At 72.0% G+C, this 22330-nt stretch carries 18 protein-coding genes and 1 pseudogene; 14 read left to right on the top strand and 5 right to left on the bottom strand.

Annotated elements, in window-relative coordinates:
- Positions 1 to 5 precede the first annotated feature (5 nt).
- The 3 genes and pseudogenes from Mam01_RS37855 to pntB form a co-directional block, all read left to right on the top strand.
- Positions 6 to 269: pseudogene (locus Mam01_RS37855) on the top strand (transposase); the annotation flags it as partial.
- 532 nt (positions 270 to 801) lie between these two features.
- The gene (locus Mam01_RS10580) at positions 802 to 2346 is read left to right on the top strand and encodes a Re/Si-specific NAD(P)(+) transhydrogenase subunit alpha (protein ID WP_204285183.1); all 1545 of its coding nucleotides are present in this window, start codon (positions 802 to 804) and stop codon (positions 2344 to 2346) included.
- A gap of 2 nt (positions 2347 to 2348) precedes the next feature.
- Positions 2349 to 3755 (top strand): Re/Si-specific NAD(P)(+) transhydrogenase subunit beta, encoded by a 1407-nt coding sequence (pntB, locus tag Mam01_RS10575; protein ID WP_204285182.1) that lies wholly within the window; start codon positions 2349 to 2351, stop codon positions 3753 to 3755.
- Between the two features lie 18 nt (positions 3756 to 3773).
- On the opposite strand, the gene Mam01_RS10570 is transcribed toward pntB, so the two are convergent.
- A complete protein-coding gene (locus Mam01_RS10570; protein WP_204285181.1) occupies positions 3774 to 4385 on the bottom strand; it encodes an FMN-binding negative transcriptional regulator in 612 nt (203 codons plus the stop codon).
- A gap of 31 nt (positions 4386 to 4416) precedes the next feature.
- Positions 4417 to 5664 carry a putative hexosyltransferase gene (locus Mam01_RS10565; RefSeq protein WP_239101194.1) on the bottom strand — a complete coding sequence of 416 codons (1248 nt, stop codon included), beginning with the start codon at positions 5662 to 5664 and terminating at the stop codon, positions 4417 to 4419.
- Positions 5665 to 6395: 731 nt separating this feature from the next.
- Here Mam01_RS10565 and Mam01_RS10560 point away from each other — a divergent pair.
- On the top strand, positions 6396 to 8225 hold the full coding sequence (locus tag Mam01_RS10560) for a glycosyltransferase family 39 protein (protein ID WP_204285180.1): 1830 nt from the start codon (positions 6396 to 6398) through the stop codon (positions 8223 to 8225).
- On the opposite strand, the gene Mam01_RS10555 is transcribed toward Mam01_RS10560, so the two are convergent.
- The 3 genes from Mam01_RS10555 to Mam01_RS10545 are packed head-to-tail and all read right to left on the bottom strand — an operon-like array spanning position 8222 to position 11845.
- Complete coding sequence (locus tag Mam01_RS10555; protein ID WP_225311225.1) at positions 8222 to 9421, bottom strand: M20 metallopeptidase family protein; 1200 nt, start codon at positions 9419 to 9421, stop codon at positions 8222 to 8224. The genes Mam01_RS10560 and Mam01_RS10555 overlap by 4 nt on opposite strands.
- On the bottom strand, positions 9418 to 10566 hold the full coding sequence (locus tag Mam01_RS10550) for an amidohydrolase family protein (RefSeq protein ID WP_204285179.1): 1149 nt from the start codon (positions 10564 to 10566) through the stop codon (positions 9418 to 9420). The genes Mam01_RS10555 and Mam01_RS10550 overlap by 4 nt, the downstream gene beginning before the upstream one ends.
- Positions 10556 to 11845, bottom strand: coding sequence for a glutamine synthetase family protein (locus tag Mam01_RS10545; RefSeq protein WP_204285178.1), 1290 nt, complete (start codon positions 11843 to 11845; stop codon positions 10556 to 10558). The genes Mam01_RS10550 and Mam01_RS10545 overlap by 11 nt, the downstream gene beginning before the upstream one ends.
- Before the next feature lie 182 nt (positions 11846 to 12027).
- Between Mam01_RS10545 and Mam01_RS10540 the strand changes: the two genes are divergently transcribed.
- The 10 genes from Mam01_RS10540 (at position 12028) to Mam01_RS10495 (ending at position 22304) form a co-directional block, all read left to right on the top strand.
- Complete coding sequence (locus Mam01_RS10540; RefSeq protein ID WP_204285177.1) at positions 12028 to 12807, top strand: SDR family NAD(P)-dependent oxidoreductase; 780 nt, start codon at positions 12028 to 12030, stop codon at positions 12805 to 12807.
- A 220-nt stretch (positions 12808 to 13027) separates the two neighbouring features.
- A complete protein-coding gene (locus Mam01_RS10535; protein WP_204285176.1) occupies positions 13028 to 14329 on the top strand; it encodes an ABC transporter substrate-binding protein in 1302 nt (433 codons plus the stop codon).
- 20 nt (positions 14330 to 14349) lie between these two features.
- Positions 14350 to 15195, top strand: a complete 846-nt coding sequence (locus Mam01_RS10530; protein ID WP_204285175.1) for a polysaccharide deacetylase family protein — start codon at positions 14350 to 14352, stop codon at positions 15193 to 15195.
- The gene (locus Mam01_RS10525) at positions 15179 to 16825 is read left to right on the top strand and encodes a gamma-glutamyltransferase family protein (RefSeq protein WP_204285174.1); all 1647 of its coding nucleotides are present in this window, start codon (positions 15179 to 15181) and stop codon (positions 16823 to 16825) included. The genes Mam01_RS10530 and Mam01_RS10525 overlap by 17 nt, the downstream gene beginning before the upstream one ends.
- A gap of 13 nt (positions 16826 to 16838) precedes the next feature.
- Positions 16839 to 17654: an SDR family NAD(P)-dependent oxidoreductase gene (locus Mam01_RS10520; RefSeq protein ID WP_204285173.1), complete on the top strand. Its 816-nt coding sequence runs from the start codon at positions 16839 to 16841 to the stop codon at positions 17652 to 17654.
- Positions 17651 to 18391 (top strand): ABC transporter ATP-binding protein, encoded by a 741-nt coding sequence (locus tag Mam01_RS10515; protein ID WP_204285172.1) that lies wholly within the window; start codon positions 17651 to 17653, stop codon positions 18389 to 18391. Before Mam01_RS10520 ends, Mam01_RS10515 begins: the two co-directional genes overlap by 4 nt.
- Positions 18388 to 19119 carry an ABC transporter ATP-binding protein gene (locus tag Mam01_RS10510; protein WP_204285171.1) on the top strand — a complete coding sequence of 244 codons (732 nt, stop codon included), beginning with the start codon at positions 18388 to 18390 and terminating at the stop codon, positions 19117 to 19119. Before Mam01_RS10515 ends, Mam01_RS10510 begins: the two co-directional genes overlap by 4 nt.
- On the top strand, positions 19106 to 19981 hold the full coding sequence (locus Mam01_RS10505; RefSeq protein WP_150932185.1) for a branched-chain amino acid ABC transporter permease: 876 nt from the start codon (positions 19106 to 19108) through the stop codon (positions 19979 to 19981). Before Mam01_RS10510 ends, Mam01_RS10505 begins: the two co-directional genes overlap by 14 nt.
- Positions 19978 to 20982 carry a branched-chain amino acid ABC transporter permease gene (locus Mam01_RS10500; protein WP_204285170.1) on the top strand — a complete coding sequence of 335 codons (1005 nt, stop codon included), beginning with the start codon at positions 19978 to 19980 and terminating at the stop codon, positions 20980 to 20982. Before Mam01_RS10505 ends, Mam01_RS10500 begins: the two co-directional genes overlap by 4 nt.
- Complete coding sequence (locus Mam01_RS10495) at positions 20979 to 22304, top strand: ArgE/DapE family deacylase (RefSeq protein ID WP_275408938.1); 1326 nt, start codon at positions 20979 to 20981, stop codon at positions 22302 to 22304. The genes Mam01_RS10500 and Mam01_RS10495 overlap by 4 nt, the downstream gene beginning before the upstream one ends.
- Positions 22305 to 22330: the final 26 nt, after the last annotated feature.

Genomic DNA, 22330 nt, shown 5'->3' with positions numbered 1-22330 from the left:
CGGGCAACTGCCAGGTCATGCCGATGCTCACCTAGGCCTCGGCGGCCGGGCACGCGTTCATCAACCGCCGGTTTTACCTGCCGGAGTCCTGGGCGCATGACGGGCCGCGGCGGGCGGCGTCCGGAGTGCCCCAGGACGTCGCGTTCGCCACCAAGCCGCACCTGGTGATCGAGATGCTTCAGCAGGAGGTGGATGCGCAGACCCCGTTCGCGTACCTGGTGGCCGACGCCGGCTACGGGCGTGACCCCGGGTTGCGAGCGTTGTGCCACGGGCTACCCGCCGCACCCGCCACCGAGGAAGTCCGATGTGGGTCTGATCCTGGCCGTTGTCGGCGCTTCTCCTGCTGCTCCTTGGCGGGTGCTTCGCGGTGGTGGTGTTCGCGGCGAACAAGGGGGCGGAGGAGGTCAAAGGCGAAGTCGACCGGCCCGTACGAAGTGTGCCGCGTTCAGGTGGACTCCCTCGGCCGGTGCGCCGCCCCGCATGTGCCACCGACGAACTCGGGTTTTCGCCTGACAGGCCGGCGTCGTGGATGAAATCGCAGCGCCCGGGGAAGCGGGAGAGGTGAGGAGTCATGCCGTGTGGGCAACCACCGGCGGGTATCCCTTGATCCCTGCGCGGGAAAGTCGGGACAATCTCCACGTTACTCACGTCAAATCGCATCCACCCCTTTCACCGCCGCCCTACGGCGGCGCGTGGCAGGCCGCCGTGCCAGACCACCGCGACCCACAAGCGAGCGGCGGGCGGTGCGGCAGCGGGGCCGGCCACCCGGCGACCCGCCTGACAGGAAGGACCATTGCCGCGATGAGTCATCCAGCTCAGCGCCTGGGCGTCGTCGCCGAATCGGCGCCGGGTGAGACCCGGGTGGCGGCCACCCCGGCCACGATCCCGCAACTGCTCTCACTCGGCTACGACGTGATCGTCGAATCGGGCGCCGGCGAGAGGTCGGGCTTCACCGACGACGCGTACGCCGGGGCGGGCGCGCGGATCGGCGGCCGGGCGGAGACGTGGGGCGCCGACGTGGTGCTGAAGGTGAACGCTCCGGCGGAGGAGGAGATCGCGGCGCTGCCCGACGGCGCGACGCTCGTCTCCCTGATCGGCCCGGCGGCGAACCCGGGCCTGCTGGATTCGCTCGCGCGGCGGCCGGTGACCGTGCTGGCGATGGACGCCGTGCCCCGCATCTCCCGCGCGCAGTCGCTCGACGTGCTGAGCTCGATGGCGAACATCGCCGGATATCGCGCGGTGATCGAGGCGGCGCACGCGTTCGGGCGGTTCTTCACCGGCCAGGTGACCGCGGCCGGGAAGATCCCGCCGGCGAAGGTCCTCGTGGCGGGGGCGGGCGTGGCCGGGCTGGCGGCGACGGCCACGGCCGTCAGCCTGGGGGCGATCGTGCGGGCCACCGACCCCCGGCCCGAGGTGGCCGAACAGGTGCGGTCGCTCGGCGCGGAGTTCCTCGACGTCGGGGTCGCCCAGCGGTCGGGCGCGGACGGGTACGCCAGGGAGACCTCGCAGGACTACGACCTGCGCGCCGCCGAGATGTACGCCGAGCAGGCCGCGGACGTGGACATCGTCGTCACCACGGCGCTCATCCCCGGGCGTCCGGCCCCCACGCTGCTCACGGCCGAGCACGTGGCGCTGATGCGCCCGGGCAGCGTCATCGTCGACATGGCCGCCGCGCAGGGCGGGAACGTCGCCGGCACCCGGGCCGGGGAGGTGGTCGTCACCGGCAACGGCGTGACGATCATCGGATACACCGACCTCGCCGGGCGGCTCCCCGCGCAGGCCTCGCAGCTGTACGGCACCAACCTCGTCAACCTGATGAAACTGCTCACGCCGGACCAGGACGGCCACCTGAGGCTGGACTTCGACGACCCCGTGCAGCGGGCGATGACCGTCGTCCGCGACGGCGAGAAGACCTGGCCGCCCCCGCCGATCGCGGTCAGCGCGGCCCCCGCCGCACCCGCCGCGGCGCCTCCGGCGCCCGTGGCGACGCCGTCACCCCCGCCGGGCCGGCGACGGCATCTGCTCGTCGCCGCCGTCGCCGTCGCGTTGTTCCTGCTGACCGCCTTCTCGCCGAACGCGCTGATCGAGCACCTGACCGTCTTCGTCCTGTCGATCGTGATCGGCTACTACGTCATCGGGAACGTCCACCACGCGCTGCACACGCCGCTGATGTCGATCACCAACGCCGTCTCCGGGATCATCGTCGTCGGCGCGCTGCTGCAGATCGGACAGGGGGGCGGGGTGGTCACCGCCCTGGCGTTCGTCGCGATCCTGCTGGCGAGCATCAACATCTTCGGCGGCTTCGCCGTGACCCGGCGCATGCTCGGCATGTTCACGAGGAGCTGACCGTGACTCTCACCACCGCCGCGCAGGCCGCCTACATCGTCGCGGCCCTGCTGTTCATCCTCAGCCTCGCGGGCCTGTCCAGGCACGAGACCGCGCGCTCCGGTGTCGTGTCCGGCGTCGCCGGCATGGTCGTCGCCCTCGCCGCGACGGTCGCCCTCGCCGCGGACGGCGGTGACACCCTCGCGGTCGCCCTGCTCGTGGCCGCGATGGCGATCGGCGCCGCCGTCGGGCTCTGGCGGGCCCGGGTCGTCGAGATGACCGCCATGCCGGAGCTGATCGCCATCCTGCACAGCTTCGTCGGCCTCGCCGCCGTACTGGTGGGGTGGAACGGCTTCCTCCAGGTCGAGGAGGGCGGCGCGGCGCGACCGGAGGCCGCCGGCTCGCTGCTGGGCATCCATCACGCCGAGGTGTCCGTCGGGGTGTTCATCGGGGCGCTGACCTTCACCGGGTCGGTCGTCGCGTTCCTCAAACTGTCGGCCCGCATCGACGCCCGGCCGATGACGCTGCCCGGCAAGAACCACCTGAACCTGGGCGCGCTCGCCGCGTTCGCGGTCCTGACCGTGCTCTTCGTTGCCTCCCCCAGCCTCGGGCTGCTCGTCGCGCTGACCGTGGTGGCGCTGTCGCTCGGCTGGCACCTCGTCGCCTCCATCGGCGGCGGCGACATGCCCGTCGTGGTCTCCATGCTCAACAGCTACTCCGGCTGGGCGGCCGCGGCGTCCGGCTTCCTGCTCGACAACAACCTGCTGATCGTCACCGGCGCCCTGGTGGGCTCGTCCGGTGCCTACCTGTCGTACATCATGTGCCAGGCGATGAACCGCTCGTTCCTGTCGGTGATCGCCGGGGGCTTCGGCGTCGAGGCGGGACACGCCGTCGACACCGACTACGGCGAGCACCAGGAGATCACGGCCGGCGACACCGCCGAACTGCTCAAGGACGCCAAGTCCGTGATCATCGCTCCCGGGTACGGCATGGCGGTCGCCCAGGCGCAGTATCCCGTGGCCGAGCTCACCCGCAGGCTCCGCGACCGCGGGGTGGAGGTCCGCTTCGGCATCCATCCCGTCGCCGGCCGCCTGCCGGGCCACATGAACGTCCTGCTCGCCGAGGCGAAGGTGCCGTACGACGTGGTGCTGGAGATGGACGAGATCAACGACGACTTCGCCGGGACGTCGGTCGTCCTGGTCATCGGGGCCAACGACACCGTCAACCCGGCGGCCGTGGAGGACCCCGGCAGCCCCATCGCCGGCATGCCCGTCCTGCGCGTGTGGGAGGCCGACCGGGTCGTCGTCTTCAAACGGTCGATGGCCACCGGCTACGCGGGCGTGCAGAACCCCCTGTTCTTCCGCGACAACACCCGGATGCTCTTCGGCGACGCCCGGCAGCGCGTCGAGGAGATCGTCGCCGCGCTCTGACCGCCGATTCGCGGCCGGTCAGCCCAGCCGGCGGAGCAGATGAGCGCGGGCGGCCTCGTCCCCGGGGCCGCCGCGCTCGGCGAGCCGTTCGGCGACGTACCGGCGGTGGGCCTCGTCCGCGTTCCCGCCGTACTTGAACTTGCCGTCGATCTTCTGGATCGAGAGCCGCAGGCCCCGGATCCCGGGCAGGGACCTGCGGTGCTCGGCGGGGTCGGCGAGCCCGTGGTCGAGCCGGGCGAGCTGGGCGCGGAGGATCTCCGCCTTGCCCTCCGCGTCGTCCACGATCTCACCGTGGCAGACCAGCTGCACGGCGGCGTAGTAGGTGGTCGGGATGCCGAGCCGGGGGTCCTCGCCGGTGCCCGGCAGCGCCTTCCACGCGCCCCTGACGTACGCCCAGTCTCCGGCCAGGGACAGCAGGACCGCGGGGTTCTCCTCGATCGCGGCCCAGACGGGGTTGGGCCGGGCCAGATGGAGCAGGACCGTCGAAGAGTCGGCGAGGAGGAACTGGGTCGGCACGACGACCGGCACATCGCGACCGCGTCCCGACGCGACGAGGTGGCCGAACTCGCTCGCCCGGACGAAGGCCAGCGCCTCCTCCTCCGACGCCGCGTCCCACGGGTGGATCAGCATCCTCCCACTCTAGGCCGTGCCCATAAGCCCCTTAGCCGGTCCAGGAGCTGTTCATGAAGGAGATCACCATCGGCACCGTGAGCGGTCCTATCACCGTGGCGTAGAGGATGATCACCCATCGGCGCCGGACGGCCACGCGGCCGATGAGCACCCACAGCGGCCACCACAGCAGCGCTCCCCGGGGCATCGACATGTAGAACGTCGACGTGGTCAGCACCGCCACCTGGAGCCCGACGTAGACGAACTCGGCCCAGCGGCGGGTGACCAGGAGCCAGACGAGCAGGAGAAGCCCCACGATCGCCACCGCGAGTTCCAGGCGGAACATCGGCCCGAACGTGGCGTCGCCGGTCATGTCCCAGGTCGAGCGGAACGACTCCCAGGGCCAGACCATCCGGCGACCCCAACCGGCCTCCTGGGCGTGGTTCCAGGCCAGCCAGTCACCCGTACGGGAGTGCTGGTAGGCGGAGTAGGCGACGATCGGCGCGAACGGCAGCAGCAGCCAGGGCGCGTCCCGCCAGCCGGTCCAGCCGTCCCTGCGGATCCTGCTGACGACGAACTCCGTCACCAGCGCCGCGGCCAGGAACAGGCCGGTCACCCGTACGCACGACGCCCCGGCCGCTAAAGCGCAGGCCAGCGGCCAGTTGCGGTGCCGTACGGCCAGCCAGGCGGGCAGCGCGAAGGCGAGGAAGAGCGCCTCAGAGTAACCGGCGAACAGGAAGACGGCGGGCGGGCACAGCAGCAGAGCCAGCACCGCCCAGCGCCCGGCGCCGACGGGCCTCTCCAGGTCGGCGAGCTTGGCCAGCGCCACCATCGCCACCGCGCCGGCCACGAACGAGATGATCAGCCCGGCCAGGGTCCAGTCCTGGACCACCAGGTGGACCAGGCGCAGCGCCAGCGGCAGGCCGGGGAAGAAGGCCGGCAGCCCGGGATCGGGGTCCTGGCTCGGGTCGCCGTCGTAGCCGAACTCCGCGATCTCCCGGAACAGGTCGACGTCCCAGTAGTGCCACCGCTCCAGCAGCGGGGCCCGGTTGGTGCCGGAGACGGCCAGGACGCCGTAGACCGCCATCAGGATGATCCCGGCCCTGGTGCCGACCCACAGCAGCAGCGCGTCGCGGACCGTGGCCTTCCGCTCCGCCGCCTCGGCGGAGGCGTCCTCAGGCGGAGGACCCTCGTCGCCGCGCCCTGGCTCCTCCGCCTCCGGCGCGCGCTCCTCCGGGTCCGTCCCGGCCCGCTCCCCGTGCTCCGGGTCGCGGCCGGTCTCCTGGACAGAAGCCGTCACGTGCCGCCCCTCCACTCGCACCTGCCGGCACCGCCGTGCGTGCGCGGTGGCCGTACGTCCTTCCGCCTCCGGCGGAGTCTGCCGCCGGACCGGTCGTGCTCCGCGCGGCCGAGGGCGCGCCGGGGGTCCTGCCGCACCGGGGGCCGTACGGGCGAGCGCGGACGCGCTCATGATCGGAGATGATGTCAAGGTCCGCAGGCCGTGCGCCAGTCCAAATCCGTACGAAAGCCGCTTCCGGCGCCCGCGGGCACCGCTGACGTCGGAGTTCGCGCCGCCCTCGGACAGGCCTGCCGGCGCCCGGCCTGAAAATTCCATCGCCTCGATCACGAATCGGTTCGCCGGACGGCGCCGGGCGATCAGACCACAGAACCGGTAAAGACACCGCAGGTGAACGTTTCAGCAGGACGCTCAAGGAGAGTCCCGAACCTCCCTGGTCAGGCGATCGTCGCGGCCGGGCGCTCCGCACCGGGAACGGCCGATTTCTTGACGCATCCCATCGCGTCCTATTTGCTCCGCTGCACCACCACCGGCAGCCATCCGGAGAGGGAGGCGCCTCAGAGCGGCCCCCGCCGTTCTGAACGCTGACAGACCTCAGGAAGTCGCGTGATGGTGGGAGAACCGCGCACCAAGGGGTGGAGCCCGGGTGGCCTCCGCTCCCGGCCCTTACCTGATATGTCACCGGGTCCGCCGTCCGGGCGGGTCCGGCGCCCGTTGCCCGCTGGAGAGGTGCGATGACCCCCGCCCGCCCGGCCGCCCGGCCGGCCACCCGCCGAAACGCTCGCGCCGCGGTCGCGCGCGGGGCCTCGGACGAGGCGCAGGATCGCACCCTGCGACGGCAGATCCTCTTCGCGATCGTCGCGGTGGCCTTCGCCGTGCACGCCAACGGCATCGGCAACGGCTTCGTCTATTTCGACGATCCCGAGGGCGTGATCGACAACATCTCCATCCGGGAGTTCAGCGCGGCCAACATCGGCCACTGGTTCACGACTCCGCTCCAGTTCATGTACACACCGCTGGTGTACGTGTCGTACGCGGTGGACTACCTGTTCGGGCAGGGCGCGGCGGGCGCGTACCACTTCACCAACGTGGTGCTGCACCTGGTCAACGTGGTCCTGGTGTTCCTGCTGACCCGCCGGCTGATCGGACGCCTCTTCCCGGCCGCCTTCGTGGCGGCGGCGTTCGCGATCCATCCCGTGAACGTGGACACGGTCGCGTGGATCTCCACCCGCAGCAACCTCCTGGCCACGCTCTTCTCGCTGGCCGCGCTGCTGGCGTACCTGCGTCGTCTGGAGTCGGAGCGGTGGCCGCCGCTGGTCTGGTCGATGCTCCTTTTCGGGCTGGCCGTGCTCTCCAAGTCGACCGCGGTCGTGCTGCCCCTCATGTTGTTCCTCGTGGACTTCTTCCGGGGCCGCCCGCTGTCCCGGCGCCTGCTGCTGGAGAAGATTCCCTTCCTCGCCGTCTCCGCGGCCGCGGTTCTCGTCGCGCTGAACGTGCGTGAGGACGTGGTCCCGCCGCAGGGGTACACGATCCTCGATCGGTTCCTCCTGGCCTGCTCGGCGGTGGGCAACCACCTGGTGCAGGCGGTCTATCCGCTGCGCCTGTCCCTCGCCTACGAGTACCCCCACGCACCGCTGCCCTGGGCCTACTTCCTCGTCCCGCTCGCCCTCGCTGCCGGAGCCGCCGTTCTCCTGCTCGTCAGGCGAACCCGCAGGGTCGTGGTGTTCGGGCTCGGGTTCTTCCTGGTGGGCGTCGCCCCGGCCCAAGCGGTGCTCCTCATCGACGGCTACCACGCCAACAGGTACGTGTACCTGCCCTATCTCGGCCTGTTCCTGATCGCGGCCTGTTTCGCGGAGCAGGCGATCCGGCACCGTCACCGCTGGCTGCGGGTCGCCGCGATCGGGGCGATGGCGGCTTTCGTCGCGTTCTTCGCCACGCTGACGGTGATCCGGAACACCGCCTGGCGGGACACGGAGACCATCATGAGCGACGCCATCGCCAAGGAACCCGGCGTGGCGTTCACGTACAACGCCCGGGGCATCGCCAGGTTCCGCGACGGCCGGTACGGCGGCGCCACCGCGGACTTCGAGCGCACCGTCGCACTCGACCCGGACTTCATGCTCGCGCACCACTACCTGGGCATGACGAAGTATCACAACGGCGACTATTCGGGGGCCCTCACCGAACTCGACAACGTCGTGTCGCGGCTGCCGACCTTCGCCGCCGGCTACAACGAGCGCGGCAAGACCAGGATCGCCCTGCGCGACTACCAGGGGGCGTACGCGGACCTCTCCACTGCCGTTCAGTACGACCCGCAACTGGCGGAGGCGTACTATCTCCGGGGCGTCGCCGGGACCGAGCTGGGCAACCCCCAGGGGGCGGTGTCCGATCTGAACACGGCGATCGGGCTGTTCCCCGGATACGCCGACGCCTATCACCAGCGCGGCGTCGCCGAATCCCGCCTGGGCGACACCCGCGCCGCCTGCGCCGACTGGACCACGGCGGCGTCCCTCGGCAGCACCGCCGCGAACACGGCCATCGCCGAGAACCACTGCACCGGTTAGCCGCGCCCGGTGGCGGCGAGATAACCGGCCAGCATGGCGAGTGCCACGTCGGTGACGGCCTGGTCGGCAGGCAGGAAGTCGGGCGCGTGCAGGCGGACCTCCTCCCCCGTGGCCACACCGACGAACATCATCAGTCCGGGCAGCGTGGTGGAGAGGTAGGAGAAGTCGTCGGCGCCGTAGGAGACCATGGGGCGCGACGGGGTCAGGCCCAGATCGGCCAGCTCGGCGCCTGCCCGCGCGGCGAGCGCGGGATCGTTGTGCAGGACCGGCTCCCCGCGGGTGATGGTCACCTCGGCGGTGCAGCCATGCGCGCGGGCGAGCAGGTCGGCCACGTCGGCCAGGTGGGTGTGCACCTGCTCGCGGGTGGGCTCGTTCATGGCGCGCAGGGTGCCGCCCGCCACAGCCTGGTCCGGCACGACGTTGGAGGCGCTGCCCGCGCGCAGCGTCGAGACACCGAGCACGGCGGAGCTGACCGGGTCGACGTTCCGGCTGACGATGTGCTGCAGCCCGACGATGACGTGCGCGAGGGCGAGCACCGGATCCCTGGTCAGGTGTGGGTAGGCGGCATGGCCGCCGCGGCCCGTGACGGTGACGACGAACTCGTCCGCCGCGGCGTTGACGGTGCCGGGGGTCGCCGCCACCTCCCCCTGCGGAAGAGTGGGCTGGACGTGCGCCCCGATGATCGAGGTCATCTCGTGCTCGCGCAGGAGCGGCGACCCGGCGATGTCGAGGGCGCCGGAGGGATAGGTCTCCTCCCGCGGTTGCAGCACCGCGACCAGCGGTGGCGCGCCGGGGGTCACGGCGACGGCCCGGCACAGCGCGACCAGCGCGGCGAGGTGGACATCGTGACCGCAGGCGTGCATGCGGCCCGAGCGGGTGGAGGCCCAGGAGGCGCCGGTCCGCTCGGTCACGGCCAGCGCGTCCAGCTCGGCGCGTACGCCGACGGCCGGGCCGGGACCGCCGACGCGCACCAGCGCTCCGGTGCCGGCCACCAGATCGACCGGGTGACCGGGAAGTTCGGCCAGGACCAGGTCACGGGTCGGCCCTTCGGCTCCGGAGAGGTCGGGCGCGGCGTGCAGGCGGTGGCGCAGCTCCACGGCCGCGGCCGTCTCTCCTCTCAGGGCGCGCTCCAGACGAGCGGCCAGCGGCTCGTCCCGGTCCGGCATCACAGCGGGGCAGGGCGTCGGACCGGTCACTCTGCGGTCTCCAGCCCGTAGACGCGCGACGCGTTCGTGGCACCGATCATGGTGGCGACCCTGATCGCGTCCGGCTCGGTCCACTGCCCGGCGTCCACCCAGCTCCGCAACGCCTCGCACAGGCCACGGCGGAACAGGTGCGCGCCCAGGTAGTGCAGCTCGGCCGGCCCCCACGCGTCGGAGGAGAAGAGGATCTTGGCGAAGGGGGCGAGCTCCAGCGACTCGGCTATCACGGCGCCGGAGCGGCTGCCGGTGTAGTTCACCGCGAGCCCGACGTCGAAGTAGACGTGCGGGAACACCTGGGCGAGGTAGCCCGCGTTGCGGTGGTAGGGGTAGCAGTGCAGCAGGAGCACGTCCACGCCGTGCGGCTCGACCAGCTTCAGCCAGCGGGTCAGCAGCAACGGGTCGCACAGATGCAGCTCGACGTCCGGGTCGCCGTAGCCGGCGTGCAGCTGCAGCGGCAGCCCCTGGGCCACGCCGGTCCACAGACCGAAGCGCAGCAGTACGGGGTCCTCCACCCGCGGGCCGTTCTCGGGTGCGGTGGCGAGCCAGCGTCCGGCGGCGTCCACGACCTCGCGCTCCGAGGGCGGCTCGGGGTCGAAGGCGAAGCCGTACCGGTAGGCGACGATGCTCTTCAACCCCACCGCGCCCGCGCAGCGGGCGGCCAGTTCCTCACGGAACCGACCGGGCAGTTCGGCGGCGCTCACCCCCGTGGCGGCGACCTCTTCGAGCACGCGCTCGATCCGCACGATCTCGGCGGCCGGGCGGTCCGACGCCTCGGCCATGCCCGCGACGCCCAGCACGTCCTCCCCGCGGTAGCCGGTCTCGACCAGGAAGCGGCCGATGCCGCTGCCCCGCAGCAGCCGCCGGTTGACCTCGGCCGCGCCCAGCTCGGCGCGGCGGGCGAGGTAGTCCTCGGGCGAGGCGTGCGCGCTCAGCCCGAGTACGGGGGCGCACCAGCGGCGGATCGCGAAGCCGATCTGGGAGTCGAACTGCGTCATGAACGGCGGAATCAGCCGGTCGGACTCGGTGACCAGCGTCTCGAAGGCGGGCCGGTCGAGGTCGGCGGCGGAGGCGCCGTGCACGTGGTGGTCGACCAGCGGCAGCGCGGCGACCACGTCCTCCAGGCGGGGCTCAGTAGACATCGGCGACCTTACGGCAGAGTTCGGCGGGGGAAAGCTCGGCGACCTCGGCCAGTTCCGCGCGCCGCACGGCCAGGAAGGCCTCGAGAAGCTCGGGCGGGAACCAGCCCCGGGCCACCTCGTCCTTCTCAAGCGCGGCCAGCGCCCGCGTCAGCGAGGCCGGCAGCGCGGGCTCGCCGGCGAGGTCGGCCTCCGTGGCGCTTTCCGGCCAGACTCGGGCGGGCTCGTCCTCGGCCAGCCCGGCCAGCCCGGCGCGGACCAGGACGCCGAGCACCAGCCAGGGGTTGGCCGTGGCGTCGGCGGCACGATACTCCAGGTGAAGCTGCGGGGCCGGGCGGGCTCCGCCGATCTCGACCGTGGGCGTGATCCGCAGCAGCGCCTCGCGGTTGCGCTCGGCCAGGAACACCCCGCCCGCGCTCCACCGGTGCGGGGTGAGGCGCAGGTAGGACACGGGGTTGGGCGCGGTGACCGCCACGAGCGCGGCGGCGTGGCGCAGGACGCCGGCCGCGAACTTCGCGGCGACGGCGGAGAGGCGGCCGGGGGCGGCGGCGTCGTACATCACCGGGGTGCCGTCCTGGTCGCACAGCGAGAAGTGCACGTGGACGCCGTTGCCGACGCCGCCGGGGTCGGCCATCGGGACGAAGGTGGCGTGACGTCCGCGCCGCCGCGCCAGGTCGCGGACCAGTTCGCGCAGCACGACGGCGCGGTCGGCGGCGACCAGGGCGGAGGCCGGGCGCAAGGTGATCTCGAACTGGCCGGGGCCGTACTCCGGCAGCCAGCATTCCGGCTCCAGGCCGGCGCTCTCCAGCAGGGCGACCAGGTCGGTGCCGAACGGCTCGGCCGCGCGCAGCCGCTGGAAGGAGAACGGCGCCTCGTCGTCGGGCCCGTCGAGCATGAACTCGTGCTCGAAGGCCGCGCGGATCTCGAGGCCTGTGCTCTCGCGCAGGTCCCGCAGGGCGGCGGTGAGGAACCCGCGGGGGCAGCCCGGCCAGGGGGCGCCGTCCATGCCTGTCTGGTTGGCCAGGTGCAGGCGCATGCCGGGCACGTCACCGTCGGCGGGGATGTCCACGCCGGCGGCCGGGTCCGGCAGCAGGCGCAGGTCGCCGGTCGAGCCGAACGGGTTGTCGTCGGCGAGGTGGCCGAAACAGGTCAACGCCAGGTCGGCGGGCACCCAGCCCACCCCCGTCGCCAACGTCCGCGCCAGCCGTGCCACCGGGATCGCCCGGCCTCGCACCTGGGCCGCGAGGTCGCAGGTCGCCACGAAAGCGGTCCCGGTCGTCATCGGCTCTCCTCTCCATGCCGGGCCGGCCGTCGCGTCCCGGCCGACCTAGTGAAACATATGGTTCAGAAGTTGAGTCAAGGGATTGAAATGAAATTTATTCTGCGTGTAGCCTGCCAGGCCTGACGGAATAAGCCCAGGTCACGCGGGTGGCGACGGCGCCGTCTCAGGCAGGGAGGCGTTTCATGGCCAACAGCACGGCACCGCCCGGCGGAGAGCCGGCCAGCACCGTGACGCTGGTCACGGGCGGCGCCCAGGGCATCGGCAGAGGCGTCGCCGCGGCCTTCCGGGAAGCGGGCTCGAAGGTCGTCATCGCCGACGTCGACGAGGCCCGGGCGGCGGAGACGGCCGCCGGGCTGTCCGGTGTGAGCTGGGTGCGGATGGACGTGCGCGACCCGGCGTCGGTGGCGGCCGCGACCGCGGAGGCGGCGGCCCGGCACGGCGGTCTGGACACCCTCGTCGCCTGCGCCGGCGTCTACCCGAACACTCCCCTGCCGGAGATGGATCCGGCCGAGTGGGACGAGGTGTTCGCGGTGAACGTCCGCGGCGTGATGCTCGCGGCGCGCGAGTTCGCCCGAACGCCGGGTGCCACGGGGGCCGGGCGCAGGATCATCGCGATCTCCTCCGGAGCGGCCAGGTCGGCGCGCGTGGGGGCCGCGCACTACTGCGCCTCGAAGGCCGGCCTGGAGATGCTGGTGAAGGTCCTCGCGCTGGAGCTGGCGCCGTCGGGCACCACGGTCAACGCCGTCGCGCCCGGCCTGATCGAGGTACCGGCGACCGCGGCGCTCGCCCCGGAGTACATCGCGACGCTCGTCGCCGGGCAACCGGTGCACCGCATGGGCACCCCCGCGGAGGTCGCGCGAGCCTGCCTGTTCCTGGCCGATCCCGGCTCCTCCTTCATCACGGGGAGCGTCCTGGACGTGGACGGCGGATTCCTGGCCGGCACTCCCCTGCCGCCGAGCTGAGACCCGTCGCAGGAGGTCACAGACCTACCGGTCCATGCCAGAGGAGTAACAGATTTTTTACAAACATAGCCTTCAACCATAGATGCAACATACATTTCAATTGCCCGAAGTGACGGAACGGTGCAAAACAGACAAGTAGTCGTCCCGTACGCGGTCCGGCCCCTCCTCCGTCCGGCCGGCTTCCGATCAACTCAGCCCTGATCACGCAGAGAGGTTCCCCGTGGCCCGTCCTTCCTTCCTTCGCATCCCACCCGTCCGGGCCGCGGCAGCACTGCTGACCGCGGGCGCCCTCGCCACGATGACCGCCTGTTCCTCCACCGCCCCGGCGTCCGAGGGCGAGTCCACGGGGAAAGCCGGCGGCGGGGAGATCCAGATCGGCCTGCTGGCCCCCCTGACCGGCGGCTCCGCCTCCGACGGCAAGGGCATGCAGCAGGGCGCCGAACTGGCGATCAAGCAGCTCAACGAGCGCGGCGGCGTCGCGGGGTACACCTTCAAGCTCAAGAGCGTCGACGTCCAGGGCCAGTCGAACGACGCGGTCACCAAGGGCGTGCAGACCCTGGTGGACGACGAGTCGGTCAAGGCCGTCGTCACGGGGTACGCCTCCACCTCCAACTTCGAGATCGACGAGTTCGCCGCGGCCGAGAAGATCTACCTGATCGGCGGCAACACCGCCCAGACCCAGACCATCATCGAGAAGGACCCCGCCAAGTACCCCACCGTCTGGTCGGTCACCCCCAACTACGACGCCTACGGCGTCGAACCGGTGACCCTGGCCGAGTCCTGGGCCGATCAGGGCCTGTGGAAGCCGCGCTCCAAGACCGTGTTCCTGGTCCGCTCCGACAACCCCTACAGCGAGAGCATCGCCGACGGCCTGGTCAAGACCTTCGAGAGCAAGGGCTGGAAGATCGCCGGGCAGGAGAAGGTGCCCTTCGGCGCGGTCAACGACTGGGGCACGGTGATCGGCAAGATCCGCTCAGCGGACCCCGACTTCATCGTCAACACCGACTACCAGGTCGCCAACGAGGCCGGCTTCATGCGGCAGTTCCTGCAGAATCCCACCAAGTCGCTGGTCTTCCTGCAGTACGGCCCCAACCAGCCCCAGTTCTTCGAGCTGACCAAGCAGCAGGCCGACGGCGTGCTCTTCAACAACCTGGCCGGGCTCGTGCCCTCGCCGAACTACGCGCCGTCCGAGCAGCTCAAGAAGGACTGGAAGGCGTCGTACGGCACCGAGGAGGTCGACCCGCAGGGCGTGCTCACCTACTCCGAGATCATGATCTACGCCGAGGCGCTCGCGAAGGTCGGCGACCCCGACGACGCCAAGGCGGTCGGCGCCGCGATCGGCGCGAGCGACACCGAGCAGGCCAACGGCCGGATCGCCTTCGACCCCGCCACCCACCTGGCGAAGCAGGGCGATGACTTCGTCCCGCTGCAGTCCTTCCAGTTCCAGGACGAGAAGAAGGTCCTGATCGCTCCGGAGAAGTACAAGACCGGTACCTTCCGGCTGCCGCCGTGGATGAAGTGACCGGCGGGAGGGACGCGAACATGACCGACAGCCTTCTGACGCTGCCGCCGGGCAAGCGGATGGCGGTGGCGCTGACCTTCGACTTCGACGCGCACTCGCCCTGGATGGGCACGGTGGGCCGCACCTCACCGTCCTACCTGTCACGCGGCGACTTCGGCGCCGAGCAGGGCGTGCCCCGCCTGCTGGAACTGCTGGGCCGCCACGACCTGCCGGCCACCTGGGCCACCCCCGGCCACGACCTGGTGACCTTCCCGCACCGCATCGAGCAGATACTCGCCTCGGGGCACGAGATCGCCGCGCACGGCTGCTACCACGAGGTGGTGCCGAGCCTCGGGCCGGACGAGGAGCGGCGGCTGATGGAGGTGGCGCTCGGCCAGCACGAGCGCATCGTGGGCCGCCGCCCGCGCGGGTATCGCTCCCCCGCGTGGGACTTCTCCGAGACCACCCTGGACCTGCTGGAGGAGTTCGGCTTCGACTGGGACAGCTCCCTGATGGGCCGGGAGTTCGAGCTGTACCGGCCACGCCGGGTCACCCTCAACTACGAGTCGGCCAACGAGTTCGGCCCCGAGAGCCGGATCATCGAGATCCCGGTCTCGTGGTACCTCGACGACTGGCCGTCGGTGGAGTACGTCGCGGGTGTCTCGGCGCTCGGACCGCACCGCGACATGGAGGACCGCTGGCACACCATCTTCCAGTACGCCCACGAACGGGTGCCGGGCGCGGTGTACGTGCTCACCATGCACCCGCAGACGATCGGCCGCTCGCACCATCTGCTGGTCCTGGAAGGGCTGATCGAGCGGATGCTGGAGGCGGGCGACGTGTGGTTCGCGACCCTCAGCGAGATCGCCGATGCCTGGCGTGGCTGACCGGGGCGCCGCGTCCGGCGGCATGGTCACCGCTCCCGACCCGCGGGCGGCCCACGCCGGTGCCCTGATGCTGCGGGCCGGCGGCAGCGCCGTGGACGCCGCCGTCGCCACCGCCTTCGCGATCGGCGTGGTCGAGCCGTTCATGAGCGGGATCGGCGGCGGCGCCTGGCTGGTGGTGCGCGAGCCGGGCGCGCGCACCGCCACCACCGTCTGCGGTCCCATCCGGGCGCCCGGCCTGGCCAGGGCGGACATGTTCCCGCTCGCGGCCGGCGCGGACACGGCCGGCCTGTACGGCTGGCCGGCCGTGCGCGGCGGGGCCAACATCGCCGGGCCGCTGTCGGTGGGCACACCGGGAGCGGTCGCCGCGCTGTGCCGGGCGCACGCCCGCTTCGGACGGCTGCCGCTGGCCGAGGTGCTGGCCCCCGCGATCGAACTGGCCGAGGAGGGCCACGAGACCAACTGGTTCGCCTCCTCGGCGATCTGCGCCGAGGCCCGCGCACTGCGGGCGTACCCGGACAGTGCGGCGCTGTTCCTGCCCGGCGGGCTGCCGTTGCGCGGCCCGTCGCAGGGGCCGGGCGACCCGCTGGTCCAGCCCCGCCTGGCCGCGACCCTGCGCGACATCGCCGCGGGCGGCTCCGAGGCGTTCTACCGGGGCCGGGCCGGGCGGGCGATCGCCGCGTTCACCGGCGCGGCGGGCGGCGCGCTGCGGGAGGAGGACCTGGCCGGCTACGAGGCCGCCGAGGCCGAGATCGAGCCGGTGGCGGTCGGCCCGCTGCGCATGTACGGGCCGCTCGCCACCGGTGTGGTGAGCGTCGCCGAGGCGCTGCAGATCGTCGAGGCGGCGGGCCGGGCCGGCCTGGACCGGGGCCCCCGCCTGTGGGCGCGCGCCCTGTCCCGCGCCTTCGACGACCGGCTGCGCGAGGTGGGCACCGGGGAGGAGGATCCGGCGTGGGCGCGCCTGGCCGGCGCCGAGCACGCCGAGGAGGTCGTCGCGGAGTGGACCGCCGGGCGCGGCACCGCGCGGCGGCCGCTCGCGGGCCCCGCCAGGGCCGGCTGCACCTCGCACCTGTCGGCGGTGGACGGCCGCGGCATGACGGTCTCGCTCACCCAGACGGTGCTCGACCTGTTCGGCTCTCGGATGGTGGAGCCGGAGACCGGCGTCGTGCTCAACGACGGGATGATGTACTTCGACCCGCGCCCCGGCCGCGTGACCAGCATCGCCCCCGGGGCCGCCGGGCTCAGCGCGGTCAGCCCCGTCATCGTGACCGGCCCCGGCGGCGAGGCGGTGCTCGGCGCCTCGGGCGGACGGCGGATCATCTCCGCCGTCGCCCAGATCATCGCCCGCTGGCGCGACGGCGCCACCCTGCAGGACGCGGTGGACGCCCCCCGGCTGCACGCAGAGGGCACGCGGGTCTGGCTGGATCGCCGCGAGGAGCGGGCCGCCGCCGACCTGGCGGCGGCCGGACACGACGTGCACGTCGTCGCCGAGGAGCCCACCACCTGGCATTTCGCCCGCCCCAACGGCATCGCGCGCCGCGACGGGACGGGCTGGACGCCCGGCGTCGATCGCATGAAGCCCCACGGCGTGGGCGTCTGCCACGACGGCACAGCATCACTTCCAACGGACTGAGGGGATATCGCGGATGGCGAGGAGCACTCTTGCGGGCCGGCGGGCCCTGGTGACCGGCGCCGCGGGCGGGATCGGCGCGGCCGTCGCGCGCGGCCTGCTCGACGAGGGCGCCCAGGTGATGATCTCGGACGTGGACGCCGGGCGCGGCGAGCGCACAGCGCACGAGCTGAGCGGGAGCGACGGGCCCGGCTGCGTCTTCCAGCGCGCCGACGTCTCCTCCGAGGAGGAGGTGACCGCGCTGGTCGCCCGGGCCGAGCGGGAGCTGGGCGGGCTGGACATCCTGGTCAACAACGCCGGAGTGGCCGAGAGCGGCGGCGGCGTGACCGGCGTGCCGGTCGCCGAGTGGCGCCGGGTGATGGACGTCAACGTGACCGGCACGTTTCTGTGCAGCAGGGCCGCGTTCCCGCTGCTGGCCCGGGGCGGCCACGGCGCGGTGGTCAACCTGTCGTCCATCTTCGGGGTGACCGGCCTGCCCGCCTTCCCCGCCTACTCCGCGTCGAAGGGCGCGATCTCCAACCTGACCAGGCAGCTCGCCGTCGAGGGCGGCCCGATGGGCATCCGGGTCAATGCCGTGCTCCCGGGCTACGTCGACAACGACATGGGCGACTCGCGCAGCCTGCTGAGCCCCGGCGACGCGGCGGAGGCGCTCCGGCAGCGGGAGGCGGCGGCCGCCCGCCAGCCGATCGCCCGCCAGTGCTCGACCGGCGAGATCGCCGCCGTGGTGACCTTCCTCGTCTCCCCGGCCGCGTCGTTCGTCACCGGCGTGCTGATGCCCGTGGACGGCGGGTTCCTCGCCCAGGGCGACTGGCGCGGACCGGAGGCGTCATGACCGCGCCCGTGCTGCTGGCCGCCGAGGAGGTGACCAAGTCCTTCGGCAGCCTGCTCGCCGTGGACAGGGTCTCCATCGAGGTGCGCCGCGGCGAGGTCTTCGGCCTGGCCGGCCCCAACGGCGCGGGCAAGAGCACGCTGTTCAACCTGCTGACCGGCATCCCGATCCGGCCCGACTCCGGAAAAGTGATCTTTGACGGGCAGGAGGTGCAGAACCGCTCGCCGCGCTGGATCGCCAAGGCCGGGCTCAAGCGCACCTTCCAGACCGAGGCGGTCTTCGAGTCGCTCAGTGTGCGGGACAACGTACGCGTCGGATCCGCCTACGGCGGCGCCGGGCGCACGGCACGCTGGGACCGGGCTCGCTGCGCCGAGGCCCTGGAACGGGTGGAGCTGGGCGGCGACTGGGACCGGCCGGCCGACGGGTTGTCGCTGATCGACCGCAAGCGCCTGATGATCGCCTGCGCGCTGGTGAGCGGGCCCTCCCTGTTACTGCTCGACGAGCCCGCGGCCGGGCTGGACCCCGCCGACCAGGAGGCACTGATCCGGCTGCTGGCCGGGATACACGCCACCGGCACCACGATGGTGATCATCGAGCATGTCCTGTCGGTGCTGGAGGCCCTGGCCGGACGGATGGCCGTGCTGGACAGCGGCAAGGTGATCGTGACGGGCGCCCCCGCCGAGGTGCTCACCGACCCCCGCGTCGTCGAGGCGTACCTCGGGCCGGGGGGCGGGCGATGAGCGACCTGCTGACCGTGACCGATCTGAGCGCGGGATACGGCCACTCGACCGTCCTGCGCGGGATCTCGCTGCTCGTCGGCGAGACCGAGGCCGTGGGACTGCTGGGTCCCAACGGCCACGGCAAGACCACGCTGCTGCGCTGCGTGTCCAACCTGCACCGGGCGGCTTCCGGCACCATCTCCTACGCGGGGCGCGACACGCGGGGCGACTCGCCCCGCGCCCTGGTCCGCCGCGGCCTGGTCCACATCCCCCAGGGCTCCCGGCTGTTCCCGCACCTCACCGTGGAGGAGGCGCTGCGCCTGTCGGCCGCCGCCAGCGGGCACGCGGCGAACTGGCGGGAGGGCCTGGAGCACGTCTTCTCCGTCTTTCCCCGCCTGAAGGAGCGCCGCGGGCAGCTCACCGGCACCCTGAGCGGCGGCGAGCGGCAGATGGCCAGCCTGGGCATGGGCCTGATGGCCCGGCCCACCCTGCTGATCCTGGACGAGCCCACGCTGGGCCTGTCGCCGAAAGTCAAGCATGAGCTGAGCGAGTGCATCATGCGCATCCGCGCCGAGGTGGCCTCGATCATCCTCGTGGACGGCGACATGGACCTCGTACTCGCTCTCACCGACCGTTACCACGTCGTGCTACACGGTGACATCGTGCACAGCGGCGCCTCCGACGCTTCGGTCGGCCGCGAGGAGATGATGTCGCTCTTCCTCGGAGGGTCCGCCGATGAGCGGCATTAGCGCCATCCTGACCAGCACGCTCGTCCTGGGCGGGCTCTACCTGCTCATGGCGGCGGGGCTCACGCTGATCTGGTCCACACTGCGGGTGTTCAACTTCGGGCACGGCGCGCTGCTGATGTTCGGGGCGTACCTGTCCTGGACGCTGCTGGAACGCGCCGGGCTGCCCCTGCTCATCGCCCTGGTGGGCGGAGTGCTGGCGATGGCCCTGGTCGGAGTGGTCTACGAGTTGTTGCTGGTCAGCCCGTTCATCCGGCGCCCGAACGGCGACATGCTGGTCATGGTGGCCACGCTGGCCGCCACCATGCTGCTGCAGAGCGGCGCGCTGCTGCTGTGGGGGCCGGAGATCAAACAGATCCCGCGGCTCGGCTCGGCCAGGGTCGAGCTGGGCGGCGCGGTGGCCGAGGGCACCCAGCTCGTCACCATCGTGCTGGCGCCTGTACTGGTCGGCCTGCTGGCGCTGGTGCTCAAGCGCACCGGCATCGGGCTGACGGTGCGGGCGCTGGAGCAGAACCGCGAGCACGCCCAGCTCCTGGGCATCTCACCCCGCCGGGTCTACCTGTTCGTGGTGATCGTCGCGATCGGGCTGGCCGCGGTGGCCGGGGTGCTTCTGGGCAGCATCCGGTTCATCTCGCCGGGCATGGGCGACGATCCGCTGCTGCGTGCCTTCGTGGTGCTCGCCTTCGGCGGCGCGGGCAGCCTCGGCGGCACCATCGCCGGCGCGTACGCCATCGGCCTGCTGGAGGCGGTGACCACCTACTACTTCGGGCTTTCGTGGAGCCCGGTCCTGGTGTTCCTCGCCATGATCGTCATCATGCTGGCCCGGCCCGAGGGTCTGCTGCGCAGTCAGGTGAGGAGCGCATGAGCGCCATGGGAAACGCGCGCGCCTGGTCCGGATGGACGCTCTACGCGATCGTGCTGTTCGTCCTTCCCATGGTCTTCACCGACCCGCACACCCGCCTGCTACTGATCCTGATCACGATGTACGGCATGCTCGCCCAGGGCTGGAACCTCACCCTGGGTTTCGCCGGAATCTTCAACTTCGCCCAGATCGCCTTCTTCGGGGTGGGCGCCTACACCACGGGCATCCTGGCCACGCGGACCGGGATCGACCCCTGGCTGGCCCTGCCGATCTCCGGCGTCTCGGCCGTGCTGGCCTCGCTGGTCGCCTTCCTGCCGGTGCTGCGGCTGCGCGGCATCTACGTCGGCCTGGCGACCTATGTGTTCTCGCAGCTCTGTATCTACCTGGTGCTCGGCCAGGCGGGGCTGACCGGCGGCTCCAACGGCATCGTCGGCATCCCCCGGCTGACCCTGGGCGAGACCAGCCTGCGCGCCGACGGCCGCGTCGGCTACTACTACCTGGGCGCGGCGCTGCTGTTCGCCGCCACCCTCCTGGTGCGGCTCATCACCCGCTCCACGCTCGGCCTGTCGCTGCTGGCCATTCGCGACAACGAGGCACTGGCCACCAGCCGCGGCGTCTCGCGCGTGCGGCAGCATCTGATCGTCTTCATGATCGGGGCGGCGGTGGCCGGGGTCGCGGGCGGCTTCAACGCCTTCCTCAACGGCGTGGTCAGCACCGACGTGTTCGGCTTCGGCTACCTGACCCTGCTGCTCAGCATGATCTTCCTGGGCGGCAGCGGCAGCGTGTACGGCCCGATCGCGGGCGCCGTCGTGGTCACCGTGGTGGCCGACGCGTTGCAGGACGCCGGCGCCTGGCGGGACATCGCGATCGCCATGCTCATCCTGGTGGTCCTGTGGGTCGCGCCCAAGGGTCTGGCCGGCCTCGCCCGCTCCCTGCCCGTCCCCCCGCTCCGCCGCGCCGGCGCAGCGGCCCCCACCCCGACCACAGTGAAGGAGAAGCGATGAACAGCCAGGACGGCGACGTCACCCGCAGGGTGCTCGACGAGGTGGACGGCCTGGCCACCCGCATGGTGGCCAGCCTCGCCGACGCCATCTCCGTGCCCAGCGTCAACCCCCGCTATCCCGGCCAGGAGTACGACAAGGTGGTCGGTGCCGAGGGCGACATGAGCGCGCTGCTGGCCCACCTCTACTCCGAGGCGGGCGCCGACGTCACCAATGTGACCGTGGAGCGTGGCAGGGACAACGCGGTCGGCGTCGTGCCCGGCGCGGGCGGCGGACGCTCGCTGCTGCTCAACGGGCACGTCGACGTGGTACCGGCAGGCAGGCTCGACCGGTGGAACGGTGATCCGTTCCGGGCGGTGGTCACCGACGACACCGTCATCGGGCGCGGGGCGACCGACATGAAGGGCGGCCTGGTCGCCGCCGCGTACGCCGCCGTCGCGCTGCGCCGCGCGGGCGTGCGGCTCGCCGGCGACCTGGTGCTGCAGGCGGTCGTCGGCGAGGAGGTCGGCGACCACGAGGCCGGCACCACGGCGGTGCTGGAGGCGGGGTTCGGGGCCGACGCGGCGATCGTGTGCGAGCCCTCCGGCCAGGCCGGCACCCTGCCCGCGTCGGTGCCGGTGACGCCCGGCCTGCTGTGGTTCTCCATCACCATGGAGGGCAAGACCGCGCATTCGGGGCTGCGCGGCATGACCGTGCATCCCACGCTGGAGGGCGACGCGCTGGGCGTCAACACGGTGGACAAGTTCTGGATCGTCTACCAGGCGCTGCGCGCGCTGGAGGACGAGTGGGCCCGGCACGACAGGCACCCGCTGTTCCCACCCGGCTACTTCAACCTGCTGCCCGGCGTGCTGCGGGCCAACCCGTCCGGCATCCTGGTGCCGTTCTTCCTGGCCGACGAACTGAGCGTGGAGTACTGCGTCTACCACCACCCGGACCGCTCCAACGAGGAGGTCATGGCCGAGATCGAGTCGCGGGTCGCCGACGCCTGCCGCCAGGACCCGTGGCTGCGCGCCCACCCGCCGGTGTTCGACTGGAAGCTGCTGTGGCCGCCGTACGCGCTGCCCGCCGACGCGCCGATCGGCGCCGCGCTGGCCCACGCCCACGCCGCCGCGGCCGGGCAGGCCCCGGTGACCAGCGGGTTCATGGGAGTGTGCGACCTGACCTGGATGGACCGCAAGGGGATCAGCGGCCTGGTGTACGGCCCCGGCGTGGGCTACACGGCGCACGCCGAGAACGAGTACGTCGAGATCGCCCAGCTCGTGCAGTCGGCCAAGACCTACGCGATCACCGCGATAAACTGGTGCGGCCTGGCGGAGACCGGATGATCGCCGATCGCACCGTCCTCCCGTCC

Origin of the sequence: Microbispora amethystogenes (assembly GCF_016863015.1) — a bacterium.
Classification (GTDB): domain Bacteria; phylum Actinomycetota; class Actinomycetes; order Streptosporangiales; family Streptosporangiaceae; genus Microbispora; species Microbispora amethystogenes.
This window is presented reverse-complemented; position numbering and strand designations above follow the sequence as displayed.

What these genes read in the sequence shown, in the direction of transcription:
- Mam01_RS10580 (WP_204285183.1), top strand. Translation starts at nt 802, where the DNA reads ATGAGTCATCCAGCTCAGCGCCTGGGCGTCGTCGCCGAATCGGCGCCG.
- Mam01_RS10570 (WP_204285181.1), bottom strand. Translation starts at nt 4,385, where the DNA reads ATGCTGATCCACCCGTGGGACGCGGCGTCGGAGGAGGAGGCGCTGGCC.
- Mam01_RS10560 (WP_204285180.1), top strand. Translation starts at nt 6,396, where the DNA reads ATGACCCCCGCCCGCCCGGCCGCCCGGCCGGCCACCCGCCGAAACGCT.
- Mam01_RS10550 (WP_204285179.1), bottom strand. Translation starts at nt 10,566, where the DNA reads ATGTCTACTGAGCCCCGCCTGGAGGACGTGGTCGCCGCGCTGCCGCTG.
- Mam01_RS10545 (WP_204285178.1), bottom strand. Translation starts at nt 11,845, where the DNA reads ATGACGACCGGGACCGCTTTCGTGGCGACCTGCGACCTCGCGGCCCAG.
- Mam01_RS10540 (WP_204285177.1), top strand. Translation starts at nt 12,028, where the DNA reads ATGGCCAACAGCACGGCACCGCCCGGCGGAGAGCCGGCCAGCACCGTG.
- Mam01_RS10530 (WP_204285175.1), top strand. Translation starts at nt 14,350, where the DNA reads ATGACCGACAGCCTTCTGACGCTGCCGCCGGGCAAGCGGATGGCGGTG.
- Mam01_RS10525 (WP_204285174.1), top strand. Translation starts at nt 15,179, where the DNA reads ATGCCTGGCGTGGCTGACCGGGGCGCCGCGTCCGGCGGCATGGTCACC.
- Mam01_RS10520 (WP_204285173.1), top strand. Translation starts at nt 16,839, where the DNA reads ATGGCGAGGAGCACTCTTGCGGGCCGGCGGGCCCTGGTGACCGGCGCC.
- Mam01_RS10515 (WP_204285172.1), top strand. Translation starts at nt 17,651, where the DNA reads ATGACCGCGCCCGTGCTGCTGGCCGCCGAGGAGGTGACCAAGTCCTTC.
- Mam01_RS10510 (WP_204285171.1), top strand. Translation starts at nt 18,388, where the DNA reads ATGAGCGACCTGCTGACCGTGACCGATCTGAGCGCGGGATACGGCCAC.
- Mam01_RS10505 (WP_150932185.1), top strand. Translation starts at nt 19,106, where the DNA reads ATGAGCGGCATTAGCGCCATCCTGACCAGCACGCTCGTCCTGGGCGGG.
- Mam01_RS10500 (WP_204285170.1), top strand. Translation starts at nt 19,978, where the DNA reads ATGAGCGCCATGGGAAACGCGCGCGCCTGGTCCGGATGGACGCTCTAC.
- Mam01_RS10495 (WP_275408938.1), top strand. Translation starts at nt 20,979, where the DNA reads ATGAACAGCCAGGACGGCGACGTCACCCGCAGGGTGCTCGACGAGGTG.